The organism is Candidatus Omnitrophota bacterium, assembly GCA_030688425.1.
Taxonomy (GTDB): domain Bacteria; phylum Omnitrophota; class Gorgyraeia; order Zapsychrales; family JANLHA01; genus JAUYIB01.
Window position 1 is genome coordinate 173,179 of sequence record JAUYIB010000007.1, and the last position, 23,316, is coordinate 196,494.

Consider the following 23,316-nt stretch of genomic DNA (forward strand, 5'->3'; position numbering starts at 1 on the left):
GCGGTTTTGCCATGCAGCCTGTCCTTGGCATGTTCAGGAAGGGTAATGTCTGTGAAGTCTGTCCGGAGATTGCCAAGCGGCTAAAACTGGCCGGTTTGGGTAGGCCTACGGAATATACGGTAATGGAGAATGAATATTCGATCGCTGACGCAAAAGGGATCGCTATTCTTGATAAAAAGAAATACAGGTCATTCCTTGCTATAAGCCACAGGGCCGGTAAGGCCAAAGCTCCTTTAGCGGCACAGGCCCCGGCAAAAGCGAAGACAGTTCCACTCGATGAGCAGTGGAGAAAACAGACAGCTCAGATGGAACGGCTGGCCAGACTTTGCAAGGATTTTGATATCCCGGCACCGATCATGCGCCGTGAGCGGGCTTTGTCTGAGGATTTGGCTGAGGGCATTTTATCCGGCAAGATTGAGCCTAAATGGAAAGAGAATGTAGACGGGTTTGTGCTGGCGGAAATAGCCCAGAGACTCAATCAAATGTTCTTGAGTAAAGGGTCAAAAGGGGCTGACGAAAGGGATGCGTGGTTCGACGGCATTGTGACTCTAATATATGTGAGTGCGCTTCGCGCTCATGGAAGGTTTGAGAAAGAATTAGAACAATATTTACCGTATCTCTTTATTGGAAAAACGGCGGCAGAGCAAGAGGCTTATGTCACTAAAGTACTGGCTGATTTGAAGGAGGAAGAGTTAACTTCAGCGGAACGTCAAGCTTTATGGCGGATCATAGATTTTGCCCAGACAGAAGCTTCGCTTCCGCTCCAAGCATTTTTCGATGCATACTGCATGGACGACAATGCAAATCTGGATTACAATAACACATTTTTCTTGCCGTTCAATCTTTGGTTTAGGGCCATAGAGTCGAAGGATTTGGCAATCTATCATGAGGGAAGACATAAAACACGAAACAGCAGTTCTATCATCCGTCTTTTGGTCGAGGGGAATGCGGCAAAGGCAGCTGAGTATGTTAAGTTTTATGGTTCTGATAGTTCTTGCTATTTGAGAAAGGCTGCTATGCATGATCCAACCGCGGCCCAGGCGCTTGCGATGTTGAAGCGCGGATCTCAAAATAAATCCGGGGGCAGGGCGCCAGCTGCTGCTCCAGCGGCAGGGGAGGGTAAGAGAGTTACGTCATCCTCCCAACATGGTAAACGAGCGCTGCCGTTTGAATCCTTCCCTCTGAGCGCTGAAGAGCGCGCTGAGGCGATTAGGGTCGATGGCCAAGGTCAGGCTAAGGTGTTGGGCACGGCAAGGGTAAGGTTTGCCGAAAATCATGTGGACATTCTCTCGCAAGACGCGGGCTTTACGTCCTTTGTCGGTTCCCTCAAACCGCGGTTAGAGGCCGCCGCGATCAACCACCGCGGCCCGCCGGTTGTGGTGACAATCAATGTGACGACCAATCCGGAAGACGTGAGAGCCGCTGACCACGGTTACTACATCGCCACAAACAACCTCAAAGACACAGTCAATATCCACACCAAGTTCTTCCACCTCACCGTAGAAGATCTTAGCCGCATCAAGGACATCCGTTTCGCCACTGTCGAAGAAGCCCAGATAGGTATCCTTGTGCATGAGATCGTCAGCCACATCGCCAAGGGCATCTCCGACGAAAAATTCGCCCAGATGGACACAATGGCCTTCGTGAACAGAGGCGAAGCCGTCCGGACCATCGGCGCCGGGCTGGTCCGCTGGGCCAAGCTGGCCTGGTTTAGCGTGGTGTTTCGCGTTGCTCCGTGGACATTGGCCAGGGCCGAGCGCCTGGCCTCACGCCTGGCCGACCGCGCCAGCGGCATCATGCTGGAGACCCGCGCCAACGCCGTCTGGATCGACAAGACGATGAAGGGCACCACCACCAAGGCCGACGGCACGTTCCTCTCGCCGGCCGATGAGCGCATCCAGGCCGAAGTCCTCATCGCCATCATGAAGGCCTTCCCGGCCCATTACATGGTCGGTGAGGAAAATCTGGCCAAGATGCTCAGAGAGGTCAGCCTGAATGCCGATTTGCGCGCCGCGATCGAACGCAACCTTGCCAATAGGAATTCCCCGTGGGTCTGGATCCTCGACCCGCTCGATGCCACCAGCGACTTCAAGGCCCAGGGCAAAACGGGCTACGCCTTCTCGCTGGCCCTGGTTTACCGCGGCCGTCCGGTGCTCGGTGTTGTGAGCGCGCCGGAACTGGAAGCCGTTCCCGGCGGTGAGCGCGGCGTGAAGATGCAGGGCAGCCTCTGGAGCGGCGCCTGGGCCAACGGCCGCCGCTTGGTGATCGACCGTACCCAGGATGCCAGAGAAGGCTGGATCGCCGGCGCTCGCAGCAGCAAGTCCAAGGGGCTCATTGACGCCAACAGTGAGGGTTTAAAGCAGGAATACGGTGAAGACAAGGTGAGCGAGAAAGAAGAAAGCGTCACGGGTGCCATGAACGTCTTGTTAGGTAACCGTAACCTGGCCGTCACTTCCAACATGATCGCCAAGGTTTGGGATTGGGCGGCGATCGGCTTTATCGCCGAACTCGCCGGCGGCAGCGCCCATCGCCACGACGGCCGCGCCGCCTTCCCGGTCACGGTTTACGATATCCGGAACGCCGAACATGACACCACGATGATCAGCGGGTTTGTCATCACCCGCGGCGGGATTCACACAGTGAAAGCTTTAAGAGCCGTTTCCGTTTCCCAGCCCGCGCCCGTCCGTCCGGCCCGTCCGGTTTCCATGATTGTCCGCCTGTCGAGATTGGCCGCGGCCAGCGCGAACACGAGAAGCCTGCCGTGGACGCTCCGCAGGGCCGAAGCCCTTGCGTCTTCCATCGCCGATGAAGCCAGAGAGATCCTGCTGACCATGAAAGAAGAATCCCTGGCGGCCGGCGATGCCACGATTGGCGCTGAAAAGAAAGCCGACAAGACCGTCCTCTCCAAAGCCGATGTGCCGGTGCAGGTCATGGTGATCACACGGATTCTTGAAGCCTTCCCGACACATTACATCATTGGTGAAGAAAAAATCAAGGATGCCAACTTGCAGGACTTGGTTGCCCGCAACAAGGCCAACCGCGCTTCGGAATGGAAATGGGTGGTTGATCCGTTGGACGGCACGAGCGCTTATACCGAAGGTAAAGATCGATATGCCTTCTCGTTGGCCCTCTTATATAAAGGAATGCCGGTCGTGGCCGTGACCATAGCTCCCGAGCTCAAAGTGATGCCGCAGGGTGTGATTAAGGGCGTGAAGATGGAGGCCAGCCGCTGGGCCGGCGTTCGGTTAAACGGCGAACAGTTCATCGTGAGCCGCGGCCAGGATAAGGAGGCATGGAACGTAATCGCCAGCCATAGCGTTTCACGGGGCATCGAAGATCCCAATACTCGTGGATTAGAGGCCGAATATGGCAAGGAACATGTGAACGTCGGCGGCAAGAAAGAGGACAGCGTCAGCGGCGCTATGAAGGTGTTGCTGGGGACTTACAACCTGGCGGTCATATCCAAGCCCATTCAGCATATCTGGGATTTTGCGGCGATCGGATTTATCGCTACGTTGTCCGGCGGCAGCATTCATCGCCATGACGATAAACCGGCTTTCCCGATTACGGACAAAGATTTTGAGATTGCCGAAACAGATAAATCCAATTTCCCGACCGTCATCACCCGCGGCGGAATCCATGAGGCCAAGGCGTTGAGGGCCATCGCGATTTCCCGCGGGACGCCGGCAAGCAAAGAACAGGACGGCGGGTATGAGGGCACGACCGTTCAGGAACGCGACCGGCAGCTGGCGGAATACAAGGCGAACAATGAGATCGTTCTTACCGAAGAATACGACAGCGAGTTGGCGGAAGCGCTGGTTTATCTGGCGGGCAAGGGCAAGGCCGTGAACCCGAGGGCCCCGCCGGCCGTGTTCAAGATCAAGACGAACAAGGTGACGTTCGGGGCGACCTACGTGGCGGCCGAGAACGCGGTGTATGTGGAAAGCGCGTTCATGGTGCGGATCGCGGTGAATGGCAATCCGTTCGCCATGACAACGAGGGTCTTCATCCATGAACTGAACGGCGGCACTCACGGGGAGAACCGGGTGGCTGAATATGAGTTCATCCGCAGCCAGAACGCCTCGAGCCGGGCCCTTGATCAATTGTATCCGTTCACCATGGAAAAGATTTACCGTCATATCCTCGAGAACATCACCCAGAGCGAGGACCGCGACGACGCCTGGGCCGCGGAACTGGAACAGCGCGTCTGGCCGGCGCTGGCGGGGATCGCGGTCAACATGATGAACGGCGACGCGGCCTCCAACCCGTATATCCGCACATCGGAACGTTCCCGCGAGTTCACCGCCGCAGACCTCGTGTATAGAGGCAAGATCGGGATCGGGATGTTCGCCACCGCCGGTAACCTGATCCACTGGCAGATGCTGGTCCTGGCCCTGGAGGCCATGTCGAAGTTCAAGTATTCCAAGATGGTCTGGACCATCATGGGCGAGGATTACCGCAAGCCGGTCCTTGAGATCACCCAGGATGACCGCCATGCCATCGCGCAGAAACTGATGCCCATCTTCGGCGGGCTGTTCGAGTATTCGGACATCACCCGCGGCGAAGAGAACGACGGCGAAACCCTGTATCCGCGCCTGCTGAAACTGAACTGGGCCCTGCGGCCGCGCCTGGGATACATGTTCGGCGACGATCACCTGCATTATTTCCGGTTTGACCGCAAGACAGGCCGCCATGTCGAAGCCCAGCCGGGCATGGGATACCTCTTCGCCCCGAAACAGGCTTCCGATGGGAAACGCTATGAGTTGGAGACCATTGGGAAGTTCGAGGCCATCGTCGAGCGGATGCCGGAGCTGGCCGCGTCCATCGAACTGATTTCCATGGGACGGGTGGGCGACCAGGTGACGGATCTGGAGCGTCCGCTGTTCGCGGCCGCCCGCCTGAAGGTTAGGACCCTGCCGGGATTCGCCCATGCCGGCTCTTCGAGCCTGGTCCGTCACGCGCTGGCCCTCGGCGCTCCGGAAGACCTGCGCCGCCAGGGCCGGACCCTTCTCCCCACCCTGCTCTACAACGAGATCATCCATCCCGACCGCGCCGTATACAGGGCCATCATCAGCGGCGTGGCCAGGGAAGAGCTCGAAGACATGGCCGAGAAATTGCGGACGGGCCAGTGGCACCAGCGTGCGGTCTGGATCATCGTGTCGAAGGACAAGAAGGTCATCTTCTACAAGCGCGGCGGAGAGATGACGCAGTCGCCAAACCGTTACACGCTCTTCGGCAGTCTGGGCCGCCGCAACGGCATGGCCCGGGAACTTGTGGCCCGCCAGCTGCGCGTCGCCGAATGGATCGACACCAACGCCATTATCAAGCGCTACATCAAGCACGGCCGGCCGGATTACGCCGGGTCGGAAGGCTTCTTTGGGGAAACCTATCTCTACCGCAGTAATCATACCGTCCAGGAAGAAACCGACGCGCAGGTGGTCTATATCGATCGTGCCGCCCAGGACATCATCAACGAGATGACCGACCGGCAGTTGGTCGACAACAAGATCCGGTCGGAGATCAGGGCGGAGACCCTGGATCAGTTGATCGCTCATGTGAGGGCGGATCCCGAGCAGTATAACAGCACCATGCGCTTGCTGTTCATCCACCAGCAGTCCTTTGTCCCGCAGGCGGTCCAACGCTATCTGGCGGAAGCGGCGCTCCGGACATCGGCCCAGGGCGCGGACGTGCAGATGGCCGCTTATACCGTCGAGCAGATCCTCAGCGGGGAATTCGCTCCGAACCGCGACCGGAACCAGAAACTGATCGGTTTCCGTAACGAATTGTTGAGGCACCCGGCGCTGCTCTACGGCGACGTGCGCAGGCTGACGGTTTCTAATCCCAAGATCGGGGCGGTCCTGGTGGCCTACCGCGGCAAACGGTATATCGGCGCCGTCAACCTGTCCAACGCCTTTGCGGCCGGGCGGACCACCCTGGACCTGGCGCCGGAATGGGGCGAGGGCTTTGCCGGGAACATGTATGTGTTGAGAGACCGGGCCACGCGCTATTACCTCGACAAGCCGTCCCGCCCGAGAGAGAACGACCTTACGTATCTGCGCACGGCCGAAGAGCTGGCCTCGATCCAGCTGCTGCTGCAGGCCGGCCAGTTCCATTTCTTTGAGGTCACGCCGGTCACGCCCGAACATGCCGGGATCTTCGAACGGGTCCGGAACATCAAGTCGGCCGCCGGCATGGAAGGGGTCGCGTTCTCGAGGCTGGGCGCCCTGGCGCCGGTCGCAACGCTCATGCCCGGCCGCGTCTGGACGATCGATGAGACCGGCAACGCCGTCCAGGTGCCGATGAATGAGGGCGGTTTCACCGTCCATGAACAGGCCGGCACCCGCCTGTATATCGGGAGGCAGATTGAAGACTATTTACGTTCGAACCCGGTCCTGTCCGGAGAATACCAGCTCTTTAACTCCCGCGGCGGCGTGATCCGGTTCACGGTCAACGGCGAGGATGTTGTCCTGGCGGAGCGGGGCGTTGTGGTGCTGAACGACGTGCCGGCCGGCGTTGCGGTCGCCTTCACCGATCTGTCCGGCGCCGATGTCATGATGCGTTCCGAACGGGTGCCGCATTGGTACACACCGTTCTCCGACCCGCAGTTCAATGTTCACCGCCCGTATATCGGCGAAGGCACCTCCGGGCTCGTGTCCTCCCAGGCGCTGTTGTCCCTCGGGATTGCCGCGTTCGCCCAGTCCGGCCGGCAGGACGTCATCGCCAAGGACGGCAGCCCGACCTCGTGGGCGTCGTCCGTGTTCACGGTCGTCCGGAAGGCCCTGATCAACGGCGGGCAGATGGTGGAGGAGCCTTCCGCGGAAGAGGCCGGGGCGTTCGACGCGGCGGGCGTGATCCAGTATGACGTGAATTTGTACTCGGAAAGCATCCACTCGCATGATTCGTCCCTGGCCGGGGCCGTCGCCCAGGAACTCTACATCACCACGAGGGGCCGGATGGGGCTTTACACGAGGGTCGGCAGCGGGGACGCGGCCAAGGAGAACTTCGTGGTGCTCGAGGCCGGCGACGTTCTTTTGATCCATCCGCATATCGTCCACGGCATCGCGTATGTCCAGGTGCCTTACGCGCACGTTGTGATTCAGGTCCCGAGCATCTGGCATTACTGGCCGTATATGGGCCGGGTCACGTTCAAACAGTACTATGAACTCATGCGCGATTATTTGAGGGGCAACATGCTCTCCGAGCAGAAACGGCGGGAGCGCGAAGCCGTGGTCCGGCAGATGCAGCAGCGCTTGGCCGGCGCCCCGTCCGGGATCTACCCGGTGGGAACGGACGGCGGATATGAGGGTTCGACCATCCAGGAACGCGACCGGCAGCTGGCGGATTATAAGGCAAACAACGAGATCGTGTTGACTCAAGAATACGGCGGCGAGCTGGTGGAAGCCATGGCCCACCTGGCGGGCAAGGGCAAGGCTACGAACCCGAGAGGCCCGCCGGCCGTTTATAAGATCATGACGGATAAGGTGACCTTCGGAGCGACCTACGTGGCGGCGGAGAACGCGGTGTATGTGGAAAGCGCGTTCCTGGAGCGGATCGCGACCAAGGGCAATCCGTTCGGGATGACGGTGAGAGTCTTCATCCACGAACTGAACGGCGGGACGCATGGGGAGAACCGGATCGCGGAATACGAATATGTGAAAGAGCATGCGGAATACGCGGGCGAGATGGCCTGGCTGTTTGACGTGAGCATGGACGACGTGTATGAGAACCTGAAGGCCAACATTCAGTCCGGGGCGCACCGCCATGAAGGGATCGCAACGAGACTGGAAAAATATCTCTGGGAGGCGCTGGCGGAGATCGGCGTGAACGCGATGAACAAGGACAGCCAGCCGAAACTGCGGATGCGCGCGTCGGAGAGCGACGCGCCGTTCACGGCCGAAGAGCTGGAGAGATGGAACATGCCGGTGGGCGCCGCGATGTTTGCGACGGCCGGCAACCCGATCCACTGGGTGCACCTGCTGATGGCGCTGCGCGCGATGGCGAAATACAAGTATTCGAAGGGCATCTTCGTGATCCAGGGCGAAGATTACCGCAAACCGGTCCTGGAGATCACGCAGGAAGACCGGCACGCAATCTCGGCGAAACTGATGGAAATCTTCGGCGGGTTGTTGGTCTACTCGGACATCTCGAAGGGGACGGAGTATGACGGCGAGACGCAGTATCCGATGCTGTTGAAGCTGAATGAAGGGCTGAAGTTGACGCTGGGCTACATGGTCGGAGACGATCATGAGCATTATTACCGGCCGGGCAAAGACGGCAAGCCGATGGGCAAGGAAAAGGGCAGAGGCTGGCAGCTGGATACGATCGCGAAGTTCGACCGGTTGTCGAGATGGCAGGGCAAGGCGTTAAAGGCGAAAGGCCAGGCGATCCAGGTGGTGTTCATGAGCCGCGAGAATCCGGCTCCGATGGCGGAAGAGATCAAGAAGATCGAAGCGGCAAGAAAACGGTTCTCCCTCGTGAAAATCGAAGGGGCGGAATTCCCGGCGTCCTCGAGCATGATCCGCAACGCCATGGCCGGAAAAGCCAAAAACGCGGAAGAGATGAAGATGGGGCTGACGATCCTGCCGAAAGTGGAGCTGGACGAGATCAACAAACCCGAACGGAAGATTTACAAGGCGATCATCACGGGCGAGGCGGAGAACGAATTGAAAGAGGTCGGGGACAAGCTGGCGGCCGGCGAGGTGTATGAGCGGGTGACGTGGGTGCTGGTGTCGAACGACGGGCAGGTGATCTATTACAAGCGCGGCGAGCACGTGGCGATGTCGGCCGGGAAATACGCGCTGTTCAGCGCCGTGGGTTACCGGAGCGGCGTGGCGAGAGAGTTGGTGGCCCGGCAGTTCAGAATCGCGGAGTGGATCAGGCCGGAGAACTTCTTCATGCAGTATCACAAGGACGGGAGACCGGGGTATGCGCAGGAGGAAGGGTTCAACGAGGCAGGCCGTTTCCTGTATGACAGCGAGCGCGTGAACATGGAGGACAACGACGTTCTGATCGTGCGGATCAACCGCAGCGCGAGGGAGATCGTGGCGGATATGACCAAGCGGCTGGTGGAAGGCAAGATCCGCGAGGAGATCCGGTCGTTGCAGGTCGGAGAGTTGATCGATGAGGTGAACGCTCATCCGGGGATCTACAACAGCACCATGCGCATGTTGTTCATGCATCAGTCGGAAACGGTGCGGACGGAGATCGCCGAACGGATTTCGGGGGCGCAGTGGAATTACCGTCAGACCGTCACGGCCCAGCAGCACCAGCAGTCCGTCGACCGGTTCGGGGCAGGCAAGGTTGTATTCAAAGCCAAGATGACGGTCCAGAACGGCCGCATGGTGATCGCCGAACCGGAAGTGGATTTGAGCAACGGCGAGTTCCGGTATGGCCTTCAGCAGGATTATCTGCGGATGACCGCCGAAGGCCGCGCCCCGCCCCAACATGGTGTTGAGGAAGCCGGGACGTCACTGACCCATTCTAACAGAGGAAGGTCAGTTCCGCCTGATCGCGAATATACCGTCATCGTGACGACCGACGAAGCCCTCCTGAAGACCGGCGAGAACGGTCTGCCGTTCATCGCCGCCACGGACCTGACGGGCGTTGTCATTTATCATCCCGCCTACTTCCATGAATCCGACGACAAGCGTTCCGAGATCAACTATCACGAATACATCAGCCATATCGCCAAAGGCATCGCGGATGAAGACGCGGCTCATGCCGATACCCGCGAGTTCATCTGGTTCGCCTCGCCGTTGATGACGGTCAAGGCCCTGCCGGGGATGGCGGAGGTCCAGACCGACGTTCTGACATTGCGCATGAAGAGCAGCGAAGCCCATTCCCTGGAGCTGTCGCTGGATGTTACATCCGGGATCAGTCGCAAAGAAATTTACACCCTGGGGGATCAACTGCGGGCGTATACGGCGCGGCTGACCGCGAACGAACAGCAGGCTTTGATTGAGAGAACCAACGGTCGTTTGACCATTCATATGCACGGCCAACAGGGCCCGATAGCCACCGTGGCTGGTGGAGTGGTCTACATCAGCTATCGGGCCCTCCGTGCACCTCTTGAGACAACGGTGGAACCGGCGTATTTGAGCGAACTCTACAAGGTCTTGCCGGTCATCTTTGCGTATATTCTGGATTACTTCATCAATCCCGACGCTTCACCGGAGGAATCCCTTCGGAAACGGCTGGGCAACGGCTCACAGAAAGAATTGCGCGACAGCCTGGATTACGTCGTCGGCGTGAACGTCCGCAATCGTCTTATGACCGTGGCGGAACCGTTGGTCGAAACATTGCCGGCCACGCACGAGTTCCTGCGGGCCCAGGGCGTTTCTCCCAGCAAAGCCACGTTGAAGAAATTGTTCGGCCGCCGTCCCGGCCAATGGGCTACGGCCTTCAACCGCAACCGGCTCCAGATGTCCAAGGCCCAGTTCCTGCTGGAATACGGGTTTGACGGATACGTCCACGCCGGCTTCTTCGGGGCCGCCCGCCGGGAGATCCAGCAGAAGCTTAATTCCTGGTTCGGCCGCGACGGCTGGCAAGAGATGCATCTGGTGGAAGGCCGCCTGCTCACCCCGCAGCAGGCGATCTTGACCTATGAGGACAGCTACTATTATTATTTCCGCAGTCATCCTGAAGTTCTTGAAGGTCTTGTGAGCACCGCGAGCGATGTCTATGACACGGCGCCGTCCAACGTCCACAGCAAACTGGATTACAGCAATCAGGAAGCGCCGGACAAGGGGCAGCACCTGCACGATATCGCCGTCCGCCGGGCGGTCCGCCGTCTCGGCAAACAATTCCGGGGCAGCAAGCTGATCCAGATCCGCGGCCGCAGTTCCGAGGGCTTCCATCTCAATCCGGGCCAGCTCCCGTTCCATCGTCCCGAGATCATCGTCAACAAAGTCGGCGGCTGGTGGAAATACGGGACCATCGAAGACTTCTGGCAGAACAGCAAGGTGATTGTCCTGCGTGAAGACATCCAGAGCCGCATTTATCGCGATCGCAGGCCGCAAGACGCCTCGGAACTGGCCCTGACCCTGTTTGAAAAGATCCTCCCGTTGTTCTTCAACGAAGAGTTGACGGTTGACAATATCGACGATCTCTTTTGGAGCCTCGATGCAGCCGAATTCCTTCGTGCACCGGACGGGCAGCCCAAGGCCTTCTCGGACGGTGAGATCTACAACGTGCTGAACGAGCTCCTCTATCTCTATGAGTTTGTTTTTGAGATCACCGGCAATCGCGTTAAAAAGCAGTTCCTGACCCAGGCCAGGAGCTGGTATGCGCAGGTCACCAATCCTTCGACTTATGAGCAGTATCAGGCGATCGCCCAGAATCACATCGCCCTGATTCCGATGATGTTCAAGGTGCTGGAACAGAAGACGGCCATGCCGATCTTCCTGATCCGCGACGCCCTGGCCATGTATGAGTTCGGCGGTTACCGCGCCAAGATCCGCGGGGAGCCGTTCAAGGCCGGCACGCTGTATCAGCCCGGCGTTCCGACCCAGTATTCGGGCTCGAGCCACCGGGCGTCGCATCCTGTCCTCGACGAAATCCTGTTTGCCACACGCAGGATTATGATCGATATCAAAACCGCCATGAAGGCGGAAGGGCTGATCACGCCGGAGATGGAAGAGCCCGGGTCTCAGAATAAAAATCCGCAGGTTTATCAGGAGTTCAGCCGCAGATTCGCCCGCGGGGTCGTCCAGGCCATTGAACGCAACCCGACGTTCCGGAGATATTCCCGCCGGCTCTATCAGCGTTTCAACCGAAACAATGTGGCCGGCGAAAACGCGTTTCTCATCGTCGATACGTTCGGCACGGGCCGCACCGCCTTGTACATGAAGAGCGTGATCGAACACTTTGCGGCCCAGGAAGGGAAACAGATTTCCGTGGATATCCTCCTCGGCCGCAGCATTGACAGAAGTTTGTCCCTGCCGGATCTGAATGAACACATGGAACTTCAAGAAGGTGATTTCGGGGATCTTCAGTGGCCGTTCAGTTTCGACCGGTTCAACGCGCCCTTGAACCGGCCGATCTTCGCGGTCAACAAGAACATCACCCAGCACATGCTTTTGGTGTACCGGTCATTCCTGCTTTACAACAAGGCCGTTGAAACATTGCGGGCCGCGGCCCGCGAACAGCAGGCCGGCGAAAGCGACAGGACCCGGCCGTATTCCAAGCTGCCCGTTCCGGCCGGGAAGCACGCCGAGGCGGTGGCGGCTTACGGCGAACAGACGGCCGCCAAGGTCAAGGTGACGGTGAGCGGCGAGCATGTGAGGGTGACCCTCGAAGAAGGGCATCTGCGCGGCAACTGGGAAACGGTGATCGTTGAGCAGGTCCGCAGGCTGGTCCAGGCCCAGCGGGCCCCGCCGGTTTTTGAGTTGCCATCGACCTTCACGGTGGTCGTCACCACCGAAACCGGCGAAGGTAAGCTGGTGGCGTCCCCCGAAGGCCTGCCTGCCGGTCAGGCAGGCACGCCATACGTGGCGGCCTCGCAGATGTCCAGCCGCACCGTCCTCTTCCACCCGTATTATTTCGAGCAATCTTCTGCCAAGCAATTTGAAGTTCTTTATCACGAACTGGTCAGTCATATTGTCCGTGCCATCAGCGATGAGGACGCCGCCCAGGCCGACACTGAGGCCTTTAGCGAACGGGCGCTGTCCCGGGGCGCGAACTTCCAGGAATTGCCGTTCTATACCCGGGCCAAGGTGCTGGCGCATGTGCGCATGTCCAGAGTTTATGTGAAACCGGCCGGCTGGGTGGACCTGCATGAAGAGATCCGCCGGAGAAAGATCCTCTACATTGAACGTGCGGGAGGCGAACCGTCGGCGCACGGGAGCATCGACGCGCAGGGGAACATCTATGTCTTTGTGACGAGCCGGGACGACATCCCCGCGATCACTTACCTGGTGATTCAGCAGGTGATCATGTCGATCCTGAAAATCAAAGGTGTTCCGCAGGCGGCGGAGCGGACGCGGAAATTCCTGGATGTGAACTTCCGCCATATTTTCCGGCCGCGGCACCAGTCCTTCATCACGGCCATCGTCGGCGGCACGGGCGGCCGGCTGCTGGCGAGATTGCAGCAGTTGTTCGTGAAGATCGTGTCCGTGAGCGGGGAAGTCCCGATCACGTTCGTCGTCAGCCCGTACGACGACGGCGGCGGCAGCCGGCGGATCAGAGACGAGATCGTCCGCATGTGGGGGGTCTGGACCCCGGCCGGCGGGGACGAAATGAACATCATCGCCGGGCTGGCCAGAAGCTTTTACGGTTATATCATCCGCCGCCGGACCAACGGGGCCGGGGACGAGGCGGCGGGGACTTTTGAAGCGCTGATGGAAGCCGTTATCCGGGAAGCCGGTGAAAGCGATCCGGCGTTTGAGAGAGAAAAGATCGCCCAATTCTCGGAACGGTTCCTGCCCTATGTCCGGTCGTTCGACGCCAATTTTGTGCGGACAGGGAAGATATCGATCTACAAGCAGAGCCTCGGCAACCTGATCCGGGCGGCGGTGATGCTGCATGAAGGCGCCTTCAGCGCCTCCGGCGTCGATGAAGACAGATATTACAGGGCCATGGACATCCTCACGGCGCTGTTCGACGTCGATAACGTGCAGATCATCCCGAGCAGCTTTGAGGAAGGCACCCTTTACGGCATCCTGGAGTCGTTTGAGGCCAGGACGGACAGTGATCCCGTCGGCAAGCCGCTGGCGATGGGCGGCGAGACCGCCGTCGGCGAGGAAAGGATCAGACTCCAGAGAACGGGCGAGGGGACATACGAGTTGCGGATGGCCGGGGCCGAATCCGTCCGCGTGCTGATCGGGGAAAAACTGGGAGAAGCGATCCGGCCCGGCGAGAGCGCCACCGTCGTCCGGGTCATGAGGGGCGATGAAACCCTCGAAGTCGTTGAGCTGGACACCAGGGGCGCCGGAAAGAAGATCACTGTGGACGGCAAGGCGCTGGTTCTGAAAGGCCGGCTGGTCATTGAGCAGACCAACGTCACCGATTCTCTCCACTATTCCAAATTTGAGCGGTTCGGGTTTATCAACGGAAAACGGCCTGCGGCCTCGCGCGCGGCGTTGCGGGCCATCGGCAACACCAAGGGGATCCTGTTCACCGGGCCGGGGAGCCTGCACACCAGCCTTCTGCCGGTCCTCATGAACCAGGGTGTGCCGGAAGAGCTTTCCCGGAAGTCCCGGGAAGTGCCGTGCTGCTGGGTCATGAACCCGATGACGGATAATGAGACCGTCGGGTATAGCTATGAGGATGTGCCGGCCCAGGTCGAGCGTTTAACGGGCGTGCCGTTCGCGGAAATGTACAGCAGGGCGGTTGTCAATGACATGGCGCGGGCCTTGGGCCGGATGAGTCCTGAAGAGCGAGGCCGGACGCAGGAACTGATGGATGAGCTCCGGCTGCATGCGGCGGAGCTTCCGGAACTGCTGGGTCGTGACGCGGGCAGCTTCAGTAAGCTGGCGAAGTTTAGCCGCGGGCAATTTGCGGGCAATGTCGCCGGGTTTGCCGAGGGCATGCGCGGCGCGGGCGTCTCCGTGCTGATGGAGCCGTTGTTGAGCTTGACCCGCCGCGAGGTCCGCGCCGGCGGCAAAGGGCAGAAGACCGAGGAAAGCCTCGGGTATCCGGCGGAGCGGCTCACCGAGGTCTTTGAAACCCTCATTTACGAAAGCATCCGGCAGGGGGTGGCCTGGCAGGCCCTGAAGGGGGACCGCAATCTCTCCGACAGCACGATCCTGGGCCGTGTCTACACGATCCAGCAGATGTGGCCGGAATTGAGCATGAAAGAAGCCGTGGATTATCTGTATGAGATTGAGAACTCGCCGGTGATCCTGGAGTTCGGATTGCCGGTCCTGACGCGCGAAGACCTGCCCAAGAGCGTGAAGATGGTGGTGTCGAACTTCGCCTACACGTTCGCCTATCCGGACGCGGAATACCGCTTCACCGTTCCCGAGAGCGTCATCCGTTCGCTGGAAGAGTTCCTGATGACGCGCCGCCAGATGAAGCTGGTGGTCGTCAGCGGCTTGTCGCTCCGGGAGATGAAGGAGGCCTTCCTGCAGCGGCTGCGCAAGGATGTTTTGAGACAGATTTACGTGATCACGGAAAGCGGCGCCGAGATCTATCGCTTCAATCATCAGGGAGAGGCCGAGCCTCTCATCAGCTTGGCGCCGGTGACGATGGACATTGAACAGACCGTCAAGGCTGAGAGGATCATCGACGCGGTGATCGCCGACCTCGGGCTGGGGCGCGGCCTGACGGATTCGCTGGGCAAGAAAGTGGCGGAGCCGCCGAAGGTCCGGCCGCGGGCCAAGTCGTTCGTCATCGAGCTGGCGGAATGGATGATCCACCCGAGCAGCAAATACCTGGACACGGCCAGACAATACGGCGACATCCGCAAGGCCGTCATCAAGCAATTGAACGCCAGGTTTGCGCAGGAAGATTTGCCTCTTCAGGCGGTTCCGGCCGGCCTGGGCGCCGTCAACGTCATCGGTAAGACGGACGGCAGCTTGAAGCAGAAGGCGCTGGTCGTGTTGTTGAAGAGCGAGGAAATGCAGCGGTTCATGGCGGAACAGCAGGTCAAGCAAGAGGAGATCCTCCTGTTGGGCCGGGGCCTGACCGGATTCTACGGAGTTCAGCAACAGGTGAGCCGTAGCGTGTTTATCGAGCCGTTCGCCGAGCTTTTTGAACCGGGCGTCGGGCTGTATTACCGCCTGGGCACGGCCGGGACCGTGGATCTCTTCAAACATTTGAACGAAAATCACAATGGGAACCATGATTTTGTCAGCCACGCTTACTCCCAGCTTCCTGTTCCCGCCGGCAAACACGCCGAGACGGTGGCGGCCTACGGGGAGCAGACGATCGCCAGGGTCAGGGTGACGGTGAACGGCGAGCAGGTGAACGCGATTGTCGAGCAAGGGCAGTTGCACGGGGACTGGGAAACGGTGATCGTTGAGCAGGTGCGCAAGCTGGTCAAGGCCCAGAGAGCCCCGCCGGCCTTTGAATTGCCCTCGACCTTCACGGTGGTCGTCACGACCGAACGCGGCAGCGGACGGCTGGTCGCCTCGCCGGCCGGGGCGCCCTATATCGCGGCCGCGAACATCTCCGCCAGGGAAGTCCTGGTCCATCCGCATTACTTCGAACAGTCCGAAATCAAGCAATTTGAAATTTTCTATCACGAACTGGTCAGTCATATCGCCAAAGGCATCGAAAACGAAGATGCCGCCCAGGCGGACACGGCAAGGTTCGTGCGGCTGTATCGCGTCTTCCTCAATAACGCAGAGCTTTTGGAAAATGCGGTCAACAGGGCCGCCCAGACAACCGACAAGAGCAGAGAAGAGATCCTCAAGGGCATGTTCCATCCAGCCGACCGCGAAGAGGTCAGGGCCCAACTGGCGCGCAATTTGGACGCGGTTGTTGAAGAGGGGCAGGAGCGCATCCTTTCCTTCGGCGGCGGCAGCGGCATGTTGGCCAACCTCCGGAACCTCAACAAGATCATCAAGGGCCGAAAACTGGTGGTGGAAGCCATCCAAACTTCGATCGACGACGGGGGCTCGACGTTCAAGATGATCGTTTCCCTGATCGCCGCCGGTTACGGCTGGGCGCCTTCCATGGGCGACATCGTCAATTCGCTGTTCAAGGGGTTTGCCACGGCCGACAAGCTTTACAAACTGCTCGACGATCAGGGCCGCATCGGTGTGGCCGGCGAAAAAGACCTGCGGGAAGGATCTCTGCCTGCGGTTGACACTGAGGGCAAACCGTTCATGAAGGGCAAGATCGTGTTCTACGGCGAGTATTACGGCAAGAAGGACGACCAGGGCGTTGCCAACAACAGCGACGTTGTTTATGTCGATGATTTCCGCGAACTCGTGACCCGCCTGCTGTCCCGGATCGTGGACGTGGTGAATTTCGGCGAGGGCGTGGGCTACGGGCCAAAGAGCAAAGAGATGGCGGATGATTTCGCTTTCTTCGCCGTGAGTTTGATGAACCTGGTCGATATCATCATGCCGTATTTCGAGCGTAATCTGATCCCGTTGTCCGGGGCGAGCATCCGCAATCTCCTGCTGATCGGCGCCATGGATTATCTCGGGTTGATCGATATCCATCAGCCGAAATTTGCGCCGAATAGCCGTGAACCTCTCCTGCAAACGCAAAAAGAATTCCAGGTTTTCCATCAGAGCATTGATCTCCTGGCCCGGATGGCCGGGATTGCCAACGGCCGCTCGGCCCTCGCGCACCTGACGCCGGAGACGGTGTACGCGGTTTACGAAGACTACATCATCCTCGTGGAGAACCCGGCGCAGGAGAAAGACAATAAATTCTGGGTGGCGGTGAAAGTCGACCCCGCACGCAAGTTGGCGCATGTCCGCGTCCAGGATCAGATGGCGGCTGTGCAGGTCAGCCATCTGGACCGGGTGAGGACCATTCCTCTGCCCGGCGGCATGATTCTCCGGGCGTCGGTCAGCCCTGAAGGCGCATTCCAATTCTGGCTGGCTGCCCGTCAGAATCAGACATTAACAACGAGTGACGAGATCAGCATCGTTGAAGCGTCGGTGATTGAGCAGAGCCATGTTATTCACAAATCGACGGACCGCCGGCCGAATCGCTATGAAATGTCGACCGATGGCACCGGCCGTTTGAAGCACCCGATGGCCCAGCCCGGCGTTGTGGATTATCAGCCGTTGCAGACGCTCGGGCTTAATGTCTACATTCGCAGCCGCCTCGTGACCATGCAGACGGACATCACCGAGACGGCCAATTATTCCAAGATCGTGGATTACGGTGTGGCCGAGCCGGCGGGGACCGAGATGGTTTGGAACGCCAAGGAGGCGGCGGCCGAACCCCAGCCGGTTTACCGTTCCAGCCTGCAGCGGCGGATGAAGGCCAATCCGGACATTATTCGCAAGATCAAGTCGCCGAAGACGCGCGGCATCACCTTCGGGCCGGGCTCGCCGTTCACCAGCACCCTGGTTCATCTGCTGGTTGAAGGGCTTCCGGAAGCGCTGGCCGAGCGTCGCCGCAAGGGCGACATCCCCATCCTGTTCATCTTTAACCCGACCATCGACAACGAGAGTGCCGGTTTCACGATTGAAGAATTCGTCGATTTTATCGAGAAACGCACCGGCTTCAAATTCGGCGACCTGTTTACCGGTATCAGCGTGACCAAGTTTGACACCGTGAAACTGCAGGAACATTTTGGCGTTGAGAAAGATCATGAAACGGCCCAGTGGTATGTCGACCGGGTCATGGAAGACCAGGACCTCATCCAGGAACTCGGGCTGGGCTATTTCCGCCTGCTGAACAAGAGATACTCCGATGCCAAGGAGAGAGGCGAACAGGTCAGGGATGATGACGGATCAAAGATCAAAATCAACGGAGCGCTCATCGAAGACCCGACGTTTGAACAGTATCTGCTGGTCAAGGTCGAGCAGCTTTTGAAGAAGTTGTATCAGCATGTGGAACCGGAGATCCGGACCGACAAGGGCCAGGCCTCCGAAACGGCCAAGAGGTCCCGCGGGTCTTTGAATATGACCCGCAAGAGGATCCTGGCGTTGCGTCAGAAATATCCGGGGCTGAAGGTGAATGAGGACCACTTCCTGGCCGGCATCGAATTCCGTCCGCCCCGGCAGGCCGGCGCGGCCGCGAGCCCTGCCATCGGTTACCTCGATGATTTTACCATTTTCGCCATCGGCGATCTCCTCGGCATCAGCAATCATGCCCAAGATATTGCCAAGGCCTACAAGACGGTTGTTGCCTCAATAAGTCCCGATCAGTCCGACCGCCACGGTGATTTCCGGCAGATCTTTAACAATCCTCAACTGCGGTTCCAGCTGCGTTCGAACATGGCGAGCCAGGCCAGGCAGTATTTTGACCAGCTGTCCCTGCGCCGTTTCAGCCGTCTGGTCCTGCAGGAATTGTTCAAGGAGAACGTCGAGCGCAACACGCGGCCGGGCTTCGGCCTCTCCATCGGCGCGGATCTTCAACTGGAAAATCCCGCCCGGCAGGACCAGTGGGACCAGGCGATGAAGCATATTCACGAACGCATCGATTGGTTCACCGGGCGGCCGCACCTGATCGTTGTCCAGCAGGGCGGTTCCCTGCGGTTAACATTGTCGTCGATCATCCGTACCATCACGATCCGGCAGGACAATGCCCAGGCAATCCGTGAAGCGTACCAGCAGTTGCTGGAAAAAGCGGCGGAAATTCAGGAAGAAATGGGACAAAAGTCACGCAAAGTCGGCACCAAGACGGTTTACAGCGCCGAGGACATGATCCGCGAGATCGTCACGCAGGCCCAGCCGATCCGCATGAAAGTCCGGCGCGTGGGGTATGACATCACCACCGGAACTTTTTACATGGAATTTGAACCGTTCCCTGAATCCCGCGGGACCGGGGCCGCGTTGTTGAAAATTCAGGAGCAACTTATCAACGTTCCGATGGATGTCAAGCCCGACCATTTGAGGAACATCCGCGTGACGATCGGCTGGGCCATCGAGCCACTGGATGAACAGCAGGTCGCGGAAATTGAATCCATCAACAATGATCCCGCGTTGTTCGAAGGCTTGCCGGATCAGGAGATCACCAATATCCGGGTGTCGCTCTACGGCGACCGCGGACACAAGAAACTCTTCAAGCGCATTGAACTGATCGTCGGGCAGGAGAATCCATCGTTCCGGTTCCAGGACTTCTTCGCGGTGATCAGGCAGGATCCGGACTTCCAATCTGCGCTTCATCCGTATGCGAAACTGCCGGTGAGCCGCCGTCAGCAGGCCAAGGCGATCGGGCAGTATGGCGAAGGCGTGACCGCCAAGGCCAAGGTTGTGCTGGCCGACGGACAGGCGGCGGTTGAGGTCACGGAAGGAGCGCTGGACGCCGCGCAGGTGGAAGCCCTGTCCTCCCGTCTTGACGGGCTGGCGAAATCGGTCCGCGGTCCGCCTGTGACGATCGCAATTGCCGTGACGACCCACGTAAGCGACTTGCAGGTCGGCGGACAGCTTTACGTCGCCACGTCCGACATCGGCCGCTCGCTGGTCAATCTCCACCCGCAGTTCTTCCGCAAAGGCGCCAAGACCCAGAAAGAAATCCTCTATCACGAGATTTACAGCCATATCGTCAAAGCCATCCGTAACGAAGACGCGGCCATGGCCGACACGGATGAGTTTATGCAGGCCGGATCCTCCTGGCGGGCGTCCGGGCGTTTGTCGCGCGTCCTGGCCGTTGCCGCCGGTCTGTTGGCTTCCGAACAATTGGCCTACGGCGTGGACTTTGGCAAAATACTTTACGGTACGGCTGTCGCCATTCTGGCCTTGGGCGTGCTGGTGATGGGGATGGCCATCATCTGGCTGCCTGCCCGCCGGGTGATTCTCCGGACGTGGTATTGGATCAAGTGGCACCGGTTCTGGAACACCGTCAAAGATCTGCTGGGTGTTGAACATTTGAGTCGGGGTCAGCGCGTGAAAGACGCCAGCTCCGCCGATCAGTTGGTGGACAACGCGGTTGGCAGGATCGTGACCGATATCCGCAAAGCCGAGCGGTCGGTCGATGACCCGATGAGCCGGCGGTGGTTCCGTCAGCAGTTCGGGGTGCGGACGATCGTTTGGGCCGGGGACGAAGCGCAATCGTTCAGTCGGAGCATTCCTGAATCGTTGCTCAGAAGCGGTTTGCCGAAGACCAATCTCAGGCAGGTGTTGGAGGGGTATTATACCACCCCGGGCGTGAAACCGGTCGTTGTGATCGGGGACGCCTTATTGGGCCGGATCCTGCGTGACGAATATTTGTCGGGTTACGATCCGCAGTCCGGGATCTGGCTGGTGGACGCCGAGACGAAGACGACGTTGGCCCAGGAGATGTTCGTCCCTGAGCCGTACCTCCATGGCCGTAAAGTTCTGGAGCTGGGCGTCCGTTCCGACAATGTCGTTTTCGCTTACGGCCGGTTCAAGGGCGAAGGGGACGCGGTGATGCGGGTCGTCGAAAAATTGGAAGATATGGGTCTGGGAGACGGCGTCCAGTATACGCAGATCGCTTATGCCGGGATGCCGACCGTGAACGACACGTCCAAACCGAACGTTCCCTATGTCAATTATCTGCACATGATCTCCGGCAGTCATCTTGCGGTTGTCGGGGCCCGGCCTGCGCCCAAAGACGGCAAAAACGGTTACACGCTGGAGAGTCTGAAAGGCCAGATGTTGTTCTTCAAGGAGAAGAAATGGATCAGTTCCCTGCAACGTTGGGAAGACCTGCCGGAGGTCAATGATGGGGAACGGTTGGCCCCGAGCCAGGCCGAATGGAAAACGGTGATTGAGGATCTCAACCGCTGGGACGAAGTCCCCAATGAACGCAAAAATTATATCCGGGTGCATTACGCGATTTCCGAAACAGAGGGAATGGCGACTCTCCTGGTTGGAGTCGACTTTGTCATCATGAGCAATGTGTCTTTGTTATCGACAAGAGATGAACTCCGTGCGGCCATCGATAGTGAGGACTGCACGGTCTGCGACATCTGGAGTCTCCTGCAGATGGCGAATGAGATGATCCCCGTCATCCTCGGCAGCTGGAAGAGAACCATAGCTCCCCATCAAGTCGAAGAAGTCCAAGAGAGTCGTCCCGTGTATGTCCAACCGGTTGAATATGTGCCTTACGAGGACACGCCTCAAAGAATCCGCACCGCACGGGATCAAATTGCCTGGGCGGAGACGGCCCTTGCCGGGCAACATGCGCTTCCGAGGAAGGCCGTCCGGGAATCCGTGAGCCAGGATGATTTGAACAATCTCCGGGCCGGCGAATTGAATGCCGTGAAAGAAAAGATTCAAAGGGTCGTAAAAGTGGAGTCCTCCAGGTATCGTCTGGAGGGCGGCGGATGGGTGGCGGCCGGGACGGTCGGGAAACTACGTTCCCTGACGGGGGATTTCCTTTCGTCCCTGTCTCGCGACATCGATCAGGGGAAATTGCTGCAGATTATTTTTGAAATTGAGGGAGAGGCCGTGCAGGCCGAATCCGAACCCTGGAGTTCGATGGCGCCGGAATACCGTCAAGCGATGATCGGCGTTTTGCGTGACGCTGTGGCGGACGCCATCGACCGCGGGCTTGTCGCGAACAATCTGGAAGGGTTGACCGCCAACAGGGCCTACATCGGCCAGATCCTGGAATTGAGACGCCGGTATGCACGGGATGTCATTGATCCGTATCTTCTGCAGCGGATGGGACACATTTACGCCCAGGCCCTGCGGACCCAGCGCCGTGAGGACCTGACCATGACGGAGCTGGTATTCGGTCGCAACGTCTTCGGCGGCGTGTCCGGCAGCCAGGTGAAGCGCAAGGTGGTCTTTGTGACCGGCGGCACGGCCATCGGCACGATGTATCAGGAGAGCAGCCAACTGGCCGGACTGGCCGAAGAAGGAACGATGTTCTACGGCATTGTGACGAACAATGACGACGGCGGATACAGCTATGAGCAGGTCACCCGGCTGAATAGCGCCGGCTACGGCATCATCCCGCCGCAGGGCGATCAGATGAACACCATCCAAGGTTTTGTGGGTGCCGACAAGCGCACGTATATCCTCGGCGACGGCGGACGCATCGCGGACAAGACAACGGCGACAACCCTCTTTGAAGGCACCCTGCCCCTGGTCATCGAAACGGTCGGCGACGCCGGCCTCGAGCTGCAGGAAGATTTCTTCTACTTCGGCCTGGCTCTCATGACGTCCATCAGCAAGGTGGACGAGTTGAACAAGAACCGCGAACCGGTCAACCATGTCATGCCGGTGGCCAAGGCGTCGGTGCGCAATCTCTTCTCCCTCGGGTTCCTGCATGAACAGGGCTTTTTCAGCCAGCCCACGGAAGACAAGAAAAACCGCTCTGCGGTTGAGACGCCGCAGCAGCAGGAAGCCTACCGCAAGGCGGTTGAGCAGATGTTGACCATCCTGGGCATTTCCAACTTCCAGGTCATATATTCGAGTTATGAGCCGCATACCCTTTACGGCCTGTATAAAGGGTGGACCGTCATCGTCAAGCAAGGCCATAACGGACTGCAGCGCGTCACCATTGAAGTGAAACAGAGGCCGGAGCACGACGAAGTTGAGGTGATCGTGCGCAACCCCGCGGTCAACGGACGCCGCGAGGTTATAGAGAAAGTCTTACGCGAAGGGCAGCAGGCTACCCTCAAGCAGATGGGGATTGATCTCGGCCTGGCGGAGGGTAGTGATTTTTACATCGGAAACAGGGGCGGCCGGGTCCTGCTGGGCGTCCCGGAGAAGAACAGGAGCCGCTGGCTCGTCGAAGAACGGGCCAACGCCAACGAGACCTACCTGGTCC

The 23,316-nt window shown here is 59.1% G+C and carries 1 protein-coding gene (only partly in view); it reads left to right on the top strand.

Positions 1 to 23,316, top strand: part of the annotated coding region (locus Q8Q08_00405) for an inositol monophosphatase family protein (GenBank protein MDP2652474.1) (this coding region is incomplete at its 3' end). The annotated region is longer than the window, extending 106,438 nt past the left edge and 12,996 nt past the right edge; 23,316 of its 142,750 annotated nt are in view.